This is a genomic window from Sphaerisporangium viridialbum, assembly GCF_049674955.1.
Classification (GTDB): domain Bacteria; phylum Actinomycetota; class Actinomycetes; order Streptosporangiales; family Streptosporangiaceae; genus Sphaerisporangium; species Sphaerisporangium viridialbum.
In genome coordinates this window covers 9,140,315-9,154,355 of record NZ_CP187232.1, presented here as the reverse complement: position 1 = coordinate 9,154,355, position 14,041 = coordinate 9,140,315, and the positions used below count along the sequence as shown (strand labels likewise).

General features: G+C 69.4%; 15 protein-coding genes. 11 read left to right on the top strand and 4 right to left on the bottom strand.

Going from position 1 to position 14,041, the window contains the following annotated elements; genetic code table 11:
* The first annotated feature begins 192 nt into the window (after nt 1-192).
* Nucleotides 193-1,332 carry a hypothetical protein gene (locus tag ACOZ38_RS41180; RefSeq protein ID WP_424537184.1) on the top strand — a complete coding sequence of 380 codons (1,140 nt, stop codon included), beginning with the start codon at nt 193-195 and terminating at the stop codon, nt 1,330-1,332.
* Between the two features lie 4 nt (nt 1,333-1,336).
* On the opposite strand, the gene ACOZ38_RS41175 is transcribed toward ACOZ38_RS41180, so the two are convergent.
* The 3 genes from ACOZ38_RS41175 to mca form a co-directional block, all read right to left on the bottom strand.
* Nucleotides 1,337-1,654 (bottom strand): GNAT family N-acetyltransferase, encoded by a 318-nt coding sequence (locus tag ACOZ38_RS41175; RefSeq protein WP_405141744.1) that lies wholly within the window; start codon nt 1,652-1,654, stop codon nt 1,337-1,339.
* A 29-nt stretch (nt 1,655-1,683) separates the two neighbouring features.
* Complete coding sequence (locus ACOZ38_RS41170; protein WP_424536283.1) at nt 1,684-1,944, bottom strand: hypothetical protein; 261 nt, start codon at nt 1,942-1,944, stop codon at nt 1,684-1,686.
* Between the two features lie 75 nt (nt 1,945-2,019).
* Nucleotides 2,020-2,904, bottom strand: coding sequence for a mycothiol conjugate amidase Mca (gene mca / locus ACOZ38_RS41165; protein ID WP_405141742.1), 885 nt, complete (start codon nt 2,902-2,904; stop codon nt 2,020-2,022).
* Between the two features lie 134 nt (nt 2,905-3,038).
* On the opposite strand from mca, the gene ACOZ38_RS41160 reads away from it, so the two are divergent.
* The 6 genes from ACOZ38_RS41160 (at nt 3,039) to ACOZ38_RS41135 (ending at nt 7,970) form a co-directional block, all read left to right on the top strand.
* Nucleotides 3,039-3,476: a DUF4307 domain-containing protein gene (locus tag ACOZ38_RS41160; RefSeq protein WP_424536282.1), complete on the top strand. Its 438-nt coding sequence runs from the start codon at nt 3,039-3,041 to the stop codon at nt 3,474-3,476.
* Nucleotides 3,477-3,565: 89 nt separating this feature from the next.
* A complete protein-coding gene (gene greA, locus ACOZ38_RS41155) occupies nt 3,566-4,069 on the top strand; it encodes a transcription elongation factor GreA (RefSeq protein WP_424536281.1) in 504 nt (167 codons plus the stop codon).
* Between the two features lie 195 nt (nt 4,070-4,264).
* Entirely contained in the window at nt 4,265-5,602 is a 1,338-nt protein-coding gene (locus ACOZ38_RS41150) for an NlpC/P60 family protein (protein WP_424536280.1), read from the top strand.
* 184 nt (nt 5,603-5,786) lie between these two features.
* A complete protein-coding gene (locus ACOZ38_RS41145; protein ID WP_405141738.1) occupies nt 5,787-5,933 on the top strand; it encodes a hypothetical protein in 147 nt (48 codons plus the stop codon).
* A 55-nt stretch (nt 5,934-5,988) separates the two neighbouring features.
* Complete coding sequence (locus ACOZ38_RS41140) at nt 5,989-6,963, top strand: MvdC/MvdD family ATP grasp protein (protein WP_424536279.1); 975 nt, start codon at nt 5,989-5,991, stop codon at nt 6,961-6,963.
* Between the two features lie 2 nt (nt 6,964-6,965).
* Nucleotides 6,966-7,970 (top strand): TIGR04500 family putative peptide maturation system protein, encoded by a 1,005-nt coding sequence (locus tag ACOZ38_RS41135; RefSeq protein WP_424536278.1) that lies wholly within the window; start codon nt 6,966-6,968, stop codon nt 7,968-7,970.
* A 133-nt stretch (nt 7,971-8,103) separates the two neighbouring features.
* On the opposite strand, the gene ACOZ38_RS41130 is transcribed toward ACOZ38_RS41135, so the two are convergent.
* Nucleotides 8,104-8,712 (bottom strand): TetR family transcriptional regulator, encoded by a 609-nt coding sequence (locus ACOZ38_RS41130; protein ID WP_424536277.1) that lies wholly within the window; start codon nt 8,710-8,712, stop codon nt 8,104-8,106.
* Nucleotides 8,713-8,834: 122 nt separating this feature from the next.
* Here ACOZ38_RS41130 and ACOZ38_RS41125 point away from each other — a divergent pair, with 122 nt between their 5' ends.
* From ACOZ38_RS41125 to ACOZ38_RS41110, 4 genes are all read left to right on the top strand, one after another.
* A complete protein-coding gene (locus tag ACOZ38_RS41125) occupies nt 8,835-9,356 on the top strand; it encodes a hypothetical protein (RefSeq protein ID WP_424536276.1) in 522 nt (173 codons plus the stop codon).
* Nucleotides 9,357-9,739: 383 nt separating this feature from the next.
* Nucleotides 9,740-11,521: a phosphoenolpyruvate carboxykinase (GTP) gene (locus ACOZ38_RS41120; RefSeq protein ID WP_424537183.1), complete on the top strand. Its 1,782-nt coding sequence runs from the start codon at nt 9,740-9,742 to the stop codon at nt 11,519-11,521.
* Between the two features lie 156 nt (nt 11,522-11,677).
* Nucleotides 11,678-12,439: an isoprenyl transferase gene (locus ACOZ38_RS41115; protein ID WP_424536275.1), complete on the top strand. Its 762-nt coding sequence runs from the start codon at nt 11,678-11,680 to the stop codon at nt 12,437-12,439.
* A 312-nt stretch (nt 12,440-12,751) separates the two neighbouring features.
* Complete coding sequence (locus tag ACOZ38_RS41110) at nt 12,752-14,020, top strand: PhoH family protein (RefSeq protein ID WP_405152171.1); 1,269 nt, start codon at nt 12,752-12,754, stop codon at nt 14,018-14,020.
* Nucleotides 14,021-14,041: the final 21 nt, after the last annotated feature.

The window sequence follows — 14,041 nt, the reverse complement described above, 5'->3', positions numbered from 1 at the left end:
CCTCCTCGGGTGCGAAGCAAACTCCTCATTTCACCCTTTGCCCACTTCGGAGGTCACGGCTAGGGCCTTTCGTCCCGTCCTGACGTGTCGTATCGCGGACGGCGGACCGGTCCGCCCCGCCCATCGCGGCGTGCGAGCGATGGCCACGCTGTCACGTTCGGAGACATGGGCGTAGGCTCACGGGGCGTGAGCATGGATCTGGACTTCGTCAGCGAGCACGCGGGCCGGCCCGCCGCCCGCCTGACCCGGCGAGATGTCGCCCGGGCACTGCTCGCGCTGCCGAGTGGCCAGGCGCTGGTGGCCATACCCGACCTCCGCCGCGCGATGCTGGCGGCGGGCAACCCCCTGTCGGCCGCCTTCTGGGACTCCGCCAAGGCCACGCTCACCGGCATCGAGGCCGGCGTGGCGACGGTCGGGGACGTCCAGCGGTGGCTGGAGTCCACCGGCACCGAGCCCATCCTCATCACCCGCAGCTATTTCGTCTGGCCGGAGGAGGGCGAGCGCGGCCCGGTGGCGGCCGAGCTGTACGAGCGGCTCGTGGCCCATCTGGAGCAGCACGTCAGCGGTGGCGACATCGACCCCGACCGGCTCGTGGCGGGCGACTCAGAGGCCCGCGAGGTCTACGAGGGCATCCAGGACCGCTGGCTGTCCACCGCGCTTCCCGACGGGCGGGTGCCCAGCATCGCGGTCGGCGACGAGCTGGACGAGGGGCTGTTCGCCTCCTGGGACGAGGAGGAGGCGTTCGCGCTCAGCGAGCTGCACCGCGTGCTCGCCGACCTTCCCGAGCCGCCGTGCCCCGAGGACGACCTGGACACCGCGGCCCGGCGGCTCCGCGTGGTCCTGGGGGAGCCGGGGTACCCGGGCACCGTGCTCAAGGCCTGCGCGGGCCTCGACGGCGGCCCGCTTCCCGAGAGCGACACCGAGCTGTGGCTCATGGTGGCGGCGGGCATCGCCTCGCCCGTCTCCGACCTGCAGGACGAGGACGAGCACCAGTTCTGGGACCTGGAAGGCGAGCTGAGCCAGGAGGACGCCGCGCTGGCCGCCATCTGCACCATCCACCACGCCGACTGGCTCGCCGCGGTCATCGCGCTCGCGCGGCGCGGCCCCGGCGTGCTGGCCTCGCCCGAGCGCATCGCGAGGTTCGTCGCCGAGTCCGAGGACATCGACGTCGAGATGGACGACCCCGAAGACCTGGAGACCACCGAGGCGCTTTTCACCTCGGTCACGCCGCTGTGGCAGCGGCTCGGCATCGTGGACGACAAGGCGATACTCACCCCGCTCGGCTGGTGGGGCCTGCCGAAGGCGCTGGAGCGCGCGTGGGCGCCTGAGTGACGCGTCAGCCGGTGGGCTCCGCCGCGTCAGGACGGTGCCCGGCCACGAGGTCGCGGTACTCGGGGTGGCGCTCGATGTAGCGCGCGACGAAGGGACAGCGCGGCACCACCGACAGTCCGGCGGCGCGCGCCGAGTCCAGCGCGTCGTGCACCAGGCGGCTTCCGAGCCCCTGCCCCTCGAACGCGTCGTCCACCTCGGTGTGGGTGAAGACGAGCCGGCCGGTGAGGCGGTGGTACTCCGCGAACCCGCCCAGCTTGCCGTCGACCGTGATCTCGAAGCGCTTGGCGTCCGGGTTGTCGGTTACCTCGATCGCGTGGTCCATGTGGGGGATCCTCTCGTGGACCACAGCGCTCAGCGGGTCCCGTTGGGTCGTGGGTGGGCTTCCTGCTCGCCGGATTCGGGCGTGCCCGGCTCGGCTTCGCGCTTGCCCAGCTCGGCTTCGCTGGGGACCTCGATCTTGGAGATCTGCCTGTTCATCGACTTCACCAGGAGGTACAGCGCGACGCCGATCGCGGCGACCACGAGGAAGCCGATGAGGCCGGGGCCGACCGCGGCGGCCGGAGCGGCGGCTCCCGGCAGGGAGGCAGCGGCGTGTGCGGTGAAATCAGTCACCTGTCAAGTCTGCCACCAGGGGGCGCCACCCCCTGCGGCGGCAGGCTGGTGACCTGCCGCCCGGGGGCTTTCGCCTTACTGGTGGGCGCGTGAGACCTCGCCCGCGTGGATGCCCGCGAACAGGTCGTCCTCGGGCAGCGCGGTGTCGACCAGCGACCGGGCGAGGTGGTAGTCCTCGGTGGGCCAGATCTCCCGCTGCAGGTCGCGCGGGCAGACGAAGAAGAAGCCGTCCGGGTCGATCTGGGTGGCGTGCGCGAGGAGCGCCAGGTCGCGGGTCTCGAAGTAGTCGCCACACGGTACGCGCGTGGTGATCTCCCACTTCTGCGGGCGGTCCTCCCAGCGGGCGATCCAGTCGCCGTACGGCGAGCCGATGCCCCGGTCGGTCATGGCCTCGTGGAGCGCCTCGAACCGCTCACGGGTGAAGCCCATGTGGTAGTAGAGCTTGAGCGGCTGCCACGGGTCGCCCGCGCCGGGGTAGCGGTCGGGGTCGCCGGCCGCCTCGAAGGCCTCGACGGAGATCTTGTTCGTCATGATGTGGTCGGGGTGCGGGTAGCCGCCGTCGTCGTCGTAGGTCAGGATCACGTGCGGCTTGAACGCGCGCACGGCGGCGACCAGCGGAGCCGCCGCGACCTCCAGCGGCTGGAGCGCGAAGCACCCCTCGGGCAGCGGCTCGCTCTCGTCCTCGGGCAGGCCGGAGTCGACGAAGCCGAGGAAGCTCTGCTCGACGCCGAGGATCTCGCGCGCCTTCTCCATCTCCTCGCGCCGCACCTCGGTGATGTTCTCCAAGATGTCGGGCCGCTCCATCTTGGGGTTGAGGATCGAGCCTCGTTCACCACCGGTACAGGTGCAGACCAGCACGTCGACGCCTTCGGCCACGTAGCGCGCCATCGTGGCGGCTCCCTTGCTCGACTCGTCGTCAGGGTGCGCGTGTACGGCCATCAGCCTCAGCGGTGCACTCACGGCTCGGTTTCTCCTCAGTTGTCCAGGACAGCTCCCCCGAGAGGCTAGTTTCTCCTGGGGCGACGCGCAGGGCGGAGCCCCCGCAGGGGACAATTGTCTCGTGCAACGACGAGGGACCGCTGGGAGATTCCGCGATGGCCGATAGTGGTGTCGGTTCGGGCGCGGCAGGGCCGGTCCTCGGGACCCCGGACTCCTTTCCCGACCGTCCGGGACGCTTCGGACGGGGCGGGAGATCCATTGCCTTCCTCATCATCGGGATCTTTATCGCGATCGCGATGGGTGGCTGGGGTTACGTCATGATGTCCGCCAGGGGAAATCCTGACGTGATGACCGAAGTGATCGCTTTCCAGGTGGGCGGGCCGAGCTCGATCACGATAACCTTCCAGGCGCACAAGGCCGCCGACCGCGCGGCGGTGTGCAGGCTGCGGGCCACCGACACCGACCACGTCGAGGTGGGCACCCGCGACGTGACACTCCCCGCCGGGCAGGCGGATGTCCAGCTGACGGAGCGCCTGGAGACCAGCGCCCGGGCCACTTCGGGCCACGTGCAGTACTGCTATCTCGTACAATGAGACTTTTGGGAAAGCGTTCGGCGGGGTTAATTTGTTAGTCTCCCCGAATTCGAACGCTCGCAACTCTCACGAGTACGCAAGGAGAACCCGTGGTCGACTCCCGCGAAGAGAACGTCACCTGGTTGACGCAGGAGGCGTACGACCGCCTGAGGGCGGAGTTTGAGTATCTCTCGGGGCCCGGGCGTGTCGACATCGCCAAGAAGATCGAAGCCGCTCGCGAAGAGGGAGACCTCAAGGAGAACGGCGGATATCACGCCGCCAAGGAGGAGCAGGGCAAGATGGAGGGCCGCATCCTCCAGCTCCGCCAGCTCCTCGACCAGGCGAGAGTGGGCGAAGCCCCGCGTGCGGAAGGCGTTGTCGGCCCCGGAATGACCGTGACCATACGGTTCGACGGTGACGACGACGAGGAGGTCACCTTCCTGCTGGCCTCCCGCGAGGAGAGCGGCGCCCCGATCGACGTCTACTCGCCCCGCTCCCCGCTCGGTGCCGCGATCAACGGCAAGAAGATCGGTGAGAGGGCCACCTATACGCTGCCCAACGGCAGGCAGAACACCGTGGAGATCCTTGAGGCGGTGCCGTACATCGGCAACTGACCCACCCCTTCGACACCCACGTCCGACCCTGTGACATGATCCGCCGGAGCGCCGCTTCGGCGGATCGAGACTGATTAAGGGAGAATCACCGGACATCGGGGGTCGAAGTTCGGGACAATCAGGCACTGATGGGACGACGTACGCCTGGCGTGCGACACCGCTCGACGTGAGATACCAGGGCGAAAGGGGTGGAACGTGCTCGATCGGCGACCGCGTGGTACGACCGTCGTCCGAAAGAGCCTCACCCGGGGTCTGAGCGGTGTCCGCGACTACCTGGGCGGCGCGCTGGCGGAGGCGCGGGAGGATCTCGGCTACCGCCCCGGCCCGGTTCCCCGTCTCAGGCGTCGCCGGCGCCCGGTGCCCCGGCTGCTGCGCCGGGTCGTCCCTGCCATCGCCGTCGGGCTCGTGGCGGTGCTCGCGGCCGACCTCATGGTCCTCGGCGAGCTCCGGCAGCAGCAGGCGCAGGTCGCCGAGCCGGCTCCCCGCAGGCAGCTCCCTGCGCGCGACACCGGCTACGTCGCGGCCACCAGAGACCTTCCCGCCCCCGCCGGGCAGACCCAGGTGGCGCCGCTGACCGAGCTGCGCAAGCCGCACCTGTTCGTGGTGACGCCGCGTCCGCTCTCTGCCGCCGCCGTCCGGCGGGTCAAGGCCCGCAAGGGCGTCAAGGCGGTCGAGGTCGTCAGCGCCGCCGACGTCATGATGGACGGCAAGCGCGTGCAGACCATGGGGGTCGACCCCTCGACGTTCCGCGCGTACACCCCGCGCTCCACCGCGCGGTCGGACGCCCTGTGGAACAGCGTCGCGGCGGGCGACATCGCGGTGTCGTTCACCCTGGGCAACGACGGCGGCGTGGCGCTCGGCTCCACCGTCAACGGAGGCGGCAGGAAGCTCCGCGTCGGCGCGTACGCGACGATGGGCATGGGGCTGATCAACGCCGTGGTCTCCCAGCAGGTCGCGACGTCGCTCGGCATCCCTGAGCGCAACGCCCTGGTGGTGAGCGCGCCCGGCGTCGACTCCACGCGGCTCCGCCTCTCGCTTCTGAAGATCCTCCCCAAGGGCAGCCAGGTCGCTCTCATCAACCCGGTGCTCACCCCTCCCGCGCAGGCGCGCACCACCTGGCCGGCCAGCTCGTTCATGTCGGCCGACCAGCTCCGCGTGGCGCTCACGGCCGCCGTCGGCAAGCTCGGCCGGCCGTACGTCTGGGGCGCGGAAGGCCCCGACTCCTTCGACTGCTCGGGCCTCGTGCAGTGGGCGTTCGCCCAGGCGGGGGTGCGCATGCCCCGGGTGACCCACCAGCAGTGGGTCACCGGCCCCCAGGTGCCGCTCTCGCAGGCGCAGCCGGGCGATCTGCTGTTCTGGCGTAACGATCCGACCAACCCCGGCTATATCTCTCACGTGGCGATCTACTGGGGCGACGGCAAGATGCTGCACGCGCCGCACACGGGTGACGTCGTCAAGATCGCGCCGGTGTACACCAAGAACCTCGCCGGGGTCGTCCGGGTGAGCCCCTGGGTCGCCGCGCGGGTGCGCTGACCCGCGCCTCCGCCTTCCGTGCGAGCCCGCCGCCCTCCCCGGGTACGGTGACCTGCCTGTCCGTCTCACGGATGAGCGACGATCACCCGCACGAGGGACGCCCAGCGCTACCTCGCCCCCCTAAGTTCCTCATGGGGAACGGGGCACAAAGGGTGCTCCGTCTTACATAAAGGGTGGGAATCGCATGAGCAAGACGCGGACTTCCTTCGACGACATCGCGGCCGTTGGCCCCGAGCTCGACGAGGCGCAGCTTCTTCAGGTCAGCGGCGGCGCGAAGAGCCAGGTCATCGAGATCCACGGCAACCACAGCCACACCTCCGGCGACTCCTGATCGGTGCGGGGGCGCGTCCGAGCGACGCGCCCCCGCGTGCCGGGGAGGCACAGAGATGATCCTCGTACTGACCTGCGACGGTGACGAGCATGCCGACCGGGTCGTGCAGTTCCTCACGGCCGGCGGAGCCGACGTCGTCGTCTTCGATCCGTCCTTCTATCCCACCGAAGCCCGCCTGGAGATCAGCCACTCGGGCACCGGGTCGACGGCCCGGGTGCTCCACGCCGGTGGCCGCCGGATCCTCCTCGACGAGCTGACGGCGTTCTGGTACCGGAGGCCGCTGAACCCGGTCGCACATCCGGAGGTCGCGCCCTACGCCTACGCGGGCTACATCCAGGACGAGCTCCGCGCCGTCTCCGACAGCCTGTGGGACAGCCTCGACTGCCTCGCGGTCCCCGCGTCCCGGCCCGTGATCGACCGCGCCGCGCGCAAGCCGTACCAGCTCGAACAGGCCCGCCTGCTGGGCTTCGAGCTTCCCGCGACCCTGGTCACGACCGACCCCGAGAGCTTCCTCGACTTCTACGACCGGCACGAGGGACGCGTGATCACCAAGCCGGTGCACGGCAACCGGCTGGAAGGCCAGGGAGAGCGGTTCGGCCGGTTCGCGGCGCCCGTGTCCACGGCCGACACCGGATACGCCGACGCGCTGCGCTACTGCCCGGTCATCGTGCAGGCCTACGTGCCCAAGCGGGTCGAGATCCGGGTGACCGTGGTCGGGACGTCGGTCTTCGCCGCCGAGATCCACTCCCAGGTGAGCAACCACACGAAGTACGACTGGCGCCACTACGATCCTGGCGCCACGCCGATCCGGGTCCACGACCTGCCCGAGGAGATCTCCCAGCGCTGCATGGCGCTGGTCGAGGGGCTCGGGCTGACGTATGGCGCGATCGACCTGATCCTGACGCCGGACGGCCGCTATGTCTTCCTCGAGATCAATCCGAACGGGCAGTTCCTGTGGATCGAGGCCGCGACGGGCCTGCCCATCTGCGCGGCGATCGGCGATCTGCTCGCGTCGGGAAGAGAGAAGTGACGGTGGACGGGCGGACACTGGCCGACGCGGTCGGCCTGCTCAGCGGCGGCACGGCCGAGCGGGACCTGGAGGCGTTCCGGGCGGACCATCCGGGGGTACGGGCGCGCCTGATCAGGCAGCGGGAGGAGTACGACGGCTCGCTGCACCACGCCCTGCTTCTCAAGGACGGGAGCGGTGCCACGGTCTCGCTGTCGTGGTGCCCCGAGACCGCCCTGCCGTGGCCGCTGCGCGGCGTCCACCGGGCCGCCGAGCACCTGCTGCTGCGGGTCAACGGCGTCGACACCCCGGTCGCCAGGGCCATCGCGTGCCTGGACTTCATCTGGGACGAGTCCAGGACGGCCGATCGCCTCGTCGGCGACGGCCTCCTACGGGAGGCCCTGGAGGAGTCGCCCGAGCGCTTCACCGACGCGGAGCTCCAGGACGCCATGAACGCGTTCCGCCGGGCACGGGGGCTCATGACGGGCGAGGCGACCCGGGCGTGGATGGACCGCAACAGCCTCTCGCATCGGGAGCTGGAGGAGCTGGTCGCGACCGAGGCGTCGGTCGCGCGGCTGCGCGAGCGGGTGTCGGCCGGGCTGGTGGAGCAGTGGTTCGCCGAGCACGGCCACGAGCTCGACGTCGCGCGCGTCGTACAGGTGACGCTGGACGCCGGCGAGGGAACCCGGTCCGGGTTCGCGGCGAAGCCCGAGGACTTCCTCGTGGCCGCCGAGCGGGCGTTCGCCGACGGCACGGCCACGTCGGGGCCGATCTTCGTCACGCTGCGAAGGGGAGAGCTGGACACGGAGGCGGCCGGTCAGGTGTTCGGGGCGGACCCCGGCACGGTCGTCGGGCCGGTTGAGACCAAGGACGGCCCCGCGCTGTTCAAGGTGCTGGCCATCGTGCCCGCCGTCCTCGACGGCACCGTGCGGGACCAGATAGAGCGGCGGCTCTTCGCCGAGTGGATCGAGCGGCGCAGGAGCACCGCCAAGATCGAATGGTTCTGGGGCACCACCGACCGCACGAACTGATGAACGCCGCGGATGGCATGCTCGCGAGTCCGTGCCGCCCGGTCGGTGGTGTGCCCCCGGACACGCCACCGGCCGGGCGGACGGGTTTCCGTTCCGTCCGAAGGTCCATGACGTCGGCCGCCGCGGGGCTCGTCTAGAGGGGCAGGCCTTCCTCCAGCAGGATCAGCGCCTCGTCCATCAGCCCGATGAGGCGCTCCTCGCCGTCGGACCGTACCCAGCGCTCGACGGCCGCGATCCACCCGCCCACGAGCGCTCCGGCGAAGACCCGCACCGCGAACTCGTCGGCCGACCGGCCGGTGCGCTGGGCGATGGCCGTCGTGAGCATCGTCATCGTGGCGATCTGCCCCTCCACCTGCCGTGCGCGCAGCGACGGGATCGACCAGACGAGCTGGATGCGCCGGAGGGTCGTCTGCTCGTCGTAGGCGAGCGCCTCGCCGTATACCAGGCGGACCGCCTCGCGCATCGCCGCGAGAGGTGACAGCGACGCCGGCTGCTCCAGGAAGGCGGAGGCGAGCAGCGGGTCGTAGTCGTCCTGGATGACGACGTCCTCCTTGGTGGGGAAGTAGCGGAAGAACGTGCTGGGCGAGACCTCCGCGGCCTCCGCGATCTGCTCGATCGTCGTGTTCTCGTACCCTCGCTCGGCGAACAACCGCATGGCCTGCTGCTGGATGGACAGCCGGGTCTTGGCCTTCTTTCGCTCGCGAAGACCGCATTGCTGTTCGATGCGCGGAGGTGAGCTCATCTTCTGATTCTCGCGTGCCGAACGCCGTACGGTCTCGCTTCACCTGTCCCGAGTTCGGGCGTCCCGGAGGTGGCGGGGCTTTACCTCTTGAAGCTTCGACGTATGGGTGTAATCTCAATTACATGGAAACAGATGAAGCAGTCATCATCTCCTGGTTCACCGGCCGCCTGCCGCAGGAGTGGTTCTCCGGGCAGCACGAGTTCGTCCTCGACCGCGAGGAGATCGCGGTCATCGGCACGCTCCAGGTGCCCGACGCGCCGGAGGGCGTGTCGAGCGCCGAGCGGGCCGCGCTGCTGGACGGCCTCATCCAGCGCTTCAGGGAAGAGACGCGCGAGCGCCGCATCGAGATCGCCCGCGAGGCCGAGCACCGGTTCCGCCGCAAGGTCTCCTGGGGCGTTTCACTGGACGGCGAGACAGTGATGTTCACCACCCTTTCCATCCCGGTCATGACCCGCCTGCGCCAGCAGGAGCGGCGCGTGCTCGACACGCTGGTCGCCGCCGGTGTCGCCCGCAGCCGTAGCGACGCGCTCGCGTGGTGCGTACGGCTGGTGGGCAGCCACACCGACACCTGGCTCGCTGACCTGCGCGATGCGCTCCAGCATGTCGACCGCGTGCGTTCCGAGGGCCCGGAGATGAATGCGTAAATTGGCCTAAACCAATTCTTTGACAGGCCTAGACCATTCGAATTGGCCTATACCAATGCGTGCTCGGCGACCGGCGGGTGGCAGGTCCGCAGGGCTGGGGCGTCCCTATTATCTCGGCCAACTGTGGGTAAACTCCCACGGACCATCGCGGTCCCTGCCTGCCGTGACGTCGTACGCACGGGCAGCGGACAGGGGCCACGGCGGCGCACCGATTTCACCGGCGTGAAACAGCGGCGAAATGGGAAGAGCAGATCTTCTGACTTTAGAGGTTCTTGCACTTTCGTTTCACCGACTGGTCTATGCCAATTGGATTCGGAGCGGTTTGTCGTTAATGATGTTTGGCCTGAGAGTAAGGAGCCGGCCCCGTGTCAGTTTCCAGTGAAATGACCGCCCCGACGACTCACGCCGAGCTGGTCGCGTGGGTCAGGGAGATCGCCGAGCTGACCCGTCCGGACCGCGTCGAGTGGTGCGACGGTTCGGAGGCCGAATGGACGCGCCTCACGAACCTGCTGGTCAAGCAGGGCACCTTCACGCGCCTCACCAAGCGGCCCAACAGCTTCCACGCCGCGTCGGATCCCAGGGACGTCGCCAGGGTCGAGGACCGCACCTTCATCTGCTCGGAAAGCCCCGAGGACGCCGGTCCCACCAACAACTGGGTGGCGCCGAAGGAGATGCGCGAGACCTTCGACGAGCTCTACAGCGGCTGCATGCGCGGGCGCACGATGTACGTGGTGCCCTTCTGCATGGGCCCGCTCGGCGGCGAGATCTCCCAGCTCGGGGTCGAGATCACCGACTCCCCGTACGTCGTCGTCTCCATGCGCGTCATGACCCGCATGGGCGAGGCGGCCCTGCGGCTGATCGAGGAGAGGGGCGACTTCGTCAAGGCCGTCCACTCCGTGGGGGCCCCGCTGGCGCCCGGCCAGGAGGACGTCCCCTGGCCGTGCAGCACCACCAAGTACATCAGCCACTTCCCAGAGACCCGTGAGATCTGGTCATACGGCTCCGGGTACGGCGGCAACGCGCTGCTGGGCAAGAAGTGCTACGCGCTGCGCATCGCCAGCGTCATGGCCCGCGAAGAGGGCTGGCTCGCCGAGCACATGCTCATCCTGAAGCTCACCCCGCCGTCCGGCGAGACCCGGTACGTGGCCGCCGCCTTCCCCTCCGCCTGCGGCAAGACCAACCTCGCGATGCTTCAGCCGACCATTCCCGGGTGGAAGGTCGAGACGGTCGGGGACGACATCGCCTGGATGCGCTTCGGCGAGGACGGCAGGCTCCACGCCATCAACCCCGAGGCCGGCTTCTTCGGCGTGGCGCCGGGCACCGGCGCGTCCACCAACGCCAACGCCATCAGGACGCTCTGGGGCAACAGCATCTTCACCAACGTGGCGCTGACCGACGACGGCGACGTGTGGTGGGAGGGTCTGACCGACGAGCCTCCGGCGCACCTCACCGACTGGAGGGGCCGCGACTGGACGCCGGGCTCCGGCGAGCCCGCCGCCCACCCGAACGCCCGGTTCACGACCCCCGCGGCCCAGTGCCCGACGATCGCCCCCGAGTGGCGCGACCCCGAGGGTGTGCCGATCTCGGCGATCCTGTTCGGCGGGCGCCGCGCGACGGCCGTGCCGCTGGTCACCGAGTCGTTCGGCTGGCAGCACGGCGTCTTCCTCGGCGCCAACGTGGCCTCGGAGAAGACCGCCGCGGCCGAGGGCAAGGTCGGCGAGCTGCGCCGCGACCCGTTCGCGATGCTGCCCTTCTGCGGATACAACATGGGCGACTACTTCGCCCACTGGATCAAGATCGGTAAGGCGGGCGGCGACAGGCTGCCCAAGCTGTACTACGTCAACTGGTTCCGCAAGGACGCCTCGGGCCGGTTCCTGTGGCCCGGGTTCGGCGAGAACAGCCGCGTGCTCAAGTGGATCGTCGAGCGCCTGAACGGCGAGGCGGAGGCCGTGGAGACGCCGATCGGCCTGCTCCCGGCGCGGGGCGCGCTCGACACCGACGGCCTGGACGTCTCCGAGGCCGACATGGAGACCCTGCTGTCGGTCGACGGCGAGGTGTGGAAGGAAGAGGCCGCGCTGATCCCCGGGCACTTCGAGACCTTCGGCACCCACATGCCGAAGGAGCTGTGGGACGAGTACCACTCCCTGGTGAGCCGCCTGGGCTGACCCTCCGGTCCAGGGGGGTCCGGCCCGAGGCCGGGTCCCCTGCCGTCCGTACCGGAGGTGAACGCTGGCCGAAGCGGGGACGGGCAGGGGCCCGGGCGCGTGATAATTGCGTGTTGTCAACGCCCCCAAGCGGACGGGCGGCGAAGGGGAGGTCTCATGGGCGTGCGCGATCTCGTGTACCGGCTGTACGAGCGCCGACTCGGGACGAGGCTGTCCTCCGACCAGATACCCCGGCACGTGGGCGTCATCGTCGACGGGAACCGCCGCTGGGCGCGGGCCATGGGCCTGCGCGACGTCAGGCACGGCCACCAGAAGGGCGCGGACAAGATCTCCGAGCTCCTGGTGTGGTGCCGTGAGGCGGGCGTGGAGGTCGTCACGGTGTGGCTGCTCTCCAGCGACAACCTCTCCCGGCCCAAAGAAGAGCTCGACCCGCTCATGCACATCATCGAGGACACCGTCCAGGGGTTGGTCGCCGGAGGCTGGCATGTCAACACGATGGGCGCCCTGGACCTTTTGCCCGATCGCACGGCCCGCATCCTTAAAGATGCAAAAGAAGCGACATCACGCCGACCTGGGCTGATTGTGAACGTTGCAGTTGGGTATGGAGGAAGACGTGAGATCGCTGATGCGGTGCGCTCCCTCCTCCAGGAGCACGCCAGCAAGGGCGCGAGCATCGAGGAGCTTGTCGAGGTCCTCGATGTCGAGCACATCGCGGAGCATCTCTACACGCGCGGCCTCCCCGACCCGGATCTTCTCATCCGGACCTCGGGAGAGCAGCGGCTCTCCGGATTCCTGCTCTGGCAGAGCGCCCACTCGGAGTTCTACTTCTGCGAGGCCTACTGGCCGGACTTCCGCAGAGTCGACTTCTTGCGGGCGCTGCGGTCGTACGCCGCGCGGCACCGACGGTACGGAAACTGAAACACCCCGTGAACCCCCCCTATCAGCCCTGGTTGAGCTGTTGGGTAGGGGGCATCCACGACGTACCGTAAGTGGTAGGCAGTCCATACGGCCTACTTCGGGAGAGGGTCCGCCCTTGCGTCGCCTTTTGACGAGGAGGGCCGGTATCCGGCATCGCCTCGCACATGCGGCGGCGCGCGACCGGGCCCGGTCCGTTCACCACCTCATCTGGCAGGGTGCTTACTCCTGGCGCCCGGGGGAGAACGCGTGGCAGTGTCCTCGAGCAACCCGTCCACTACCTCCAGTAGCCCGACGCCGTCCAGGCGTACCTACATTGTGGACACCTCAGTCCTCCTAGCCGACCCAGCGGCGATGAGCCGCTTCGCCGAGCACGAGGTAGTTCTACCTATCGTCGTCATCACCGAGCTGGAGGCCAAGCGGCATCACCCCGAGCTCGGTTACTTCGCCCGCAAGGCGCTGCGCGTCCTGGACGACCTGCGGGTGAAACACGGGAGGCTGGACGAGCCCATGCCGATAGGCGAGGGCACCATACGGGTTGAGCTCAATCACAGCGACCCCGCGATCCTGCCGGCCGGCTTCCGGCTCGGCGACAACGACACCCGCATCCTGACCGTCGCGCGGTCTCTCGCCGCAGAGGGGTGCGACGTGGTGCTGGTCTCCAAGGACCTTCCCATGCGGGTGAAGGCCGCCTCGATCGGGCTCGCCGCGGAGGAATACCGCGCCGACCTGGTCGTGGAGTCCGGCTGGACCGGCATGGCCGAGCTCCAGGTGACCACCGAGGACGTCGAGTCGCTCTTCGAGAACGGCGGTCACGACCTCGAAGAGGCACGCGAGCTGCCCGCGCACACCGGCCTGCGGCTGCTGTCCACCAGGGGTTCCGCGCTGGGGCGGGTGCTGCCCGACAAGTCCGTGCGCCTGGTGCGCGGAGACCGGGAGGTGTTCGGGCTGCACGGCCGCTCGGCCGAGCAGCGCATCGCCCTCGACCTGCTCATGGACCCGGAGGTCGGCATCGTCTCGCTCGGCGGCCGGGCGGGCACGGGCAAGTCCGCCCTCGCGCTGTGCGCGGGTCTCGAGGCGGTGCTCGAGCGCCGCCAGCACCGCAAGGTCATCGTCTTCCGCCCGCTGTACGCGGTGGGCGGCCAGGACCTCGGCTACCTGCCGGGGTCCGAGAACGAGAAGATGGGCCCGTGGGCGCAGGCGGTCTACGACACGCTCGGCGCCGTCACCACGCCCGAGGTGATCGAGGAGGTCCTCGACCGCGGCATGCTGGAGGTCCTTCCGCTCACGCACATCCGCGGCCGCTCCCTGCATGACGCCTTCGTGATCGTCGACGAGGCCCAGTCACTGGAGCGGGGCGTGCTGCTGACCGTGCTGTCGCGCATCGGCGCCAACTCCCGGGTCGTGCTCACCCACGACATCGCCCAGCGCGACAACCTCAGGGTGGGACGGCACGACGGAGTGGTGGCCGTCGTCGAGAAGCTCAAGGGGCATCCGCTGTTCGCCCACGTCACGCTGACGCGGTCCGAGCGCTCGCCCATCGCCGCCCTGGTGACCGAGATGCTGGAGGACATCACGGTCTGACCCGGTCGCGCACCGTCACTC

Excerpts from the sequence above, each read along its gene's own strand:
- ACOZ38_RS41180 (WP_424537184.1), top strand. The coding sequence starts at position 193 with ATGGATCTGGACTTCGTCAGCGAGCACGCGGGCCGGCCCGCCGCCCGC.
- ACOZ38_RS41175 (WP_405141744.1), bottom strand. The coding sequence starts at position 1,654 with ATGGACCACGCGATCGAGGTAACCGACAACCCGGACGCCAAGCGCTTC.
- ACOZ38_RS41160 (WP_424536282.1), top strand. The coding sequence starts at position 3,039 with ATGGCCGATAGTGGTGTCGGTTCGGGCGCGGCAGGGCCGGTCCTCGGG.
- ACOZ38_RS41145 (WP_405141738.1), top strand. The coding sequence starts at position 5,787 with ATGAGCAAGACGCGGACTTCCTTCGACGACATCGCGGCCGTTGGCCCC.
- ACOZ38_RS41140 (WP_424536279.1), top strand. The coding sequence starts at position 5,989 with ATGATCCTCGTACTGACCTGCGACGGTGACGAGCATGCCGACCGGGTC.
- ACOZ38_RS41130 (WP_424536277.1), bottom strand. The coding sequence starts at position 8,712 with ATGAGCTCACCTCCGCGCATCGAACAGCAATGCGGTCTTCGCGAGCGA.
- ACOZ38_RS41125 (WP_424536276.1), top strand. The coding sequence starts at position 8,835 with ATGGAAACAGATGAAGCAGTCATCATCTCCTGGTTCACCGGCCGCCTG.
- ACOZ38_RS41120 (WP_424537183.1), top strand. The coding sequence starts at position 9,740 with ATGACCGCCCCGACGACTCACGCCGAGCTGGTCGCGTGGGTCAGGGAG.
- ACOZ38_RS41115 (WP_424536275.1), top strand. The coding sequence starts at position 11,678 with ATGGGCGTGCGCGATCTCGTGTACCGGCTGTACGAGCGCCGACTCGGG.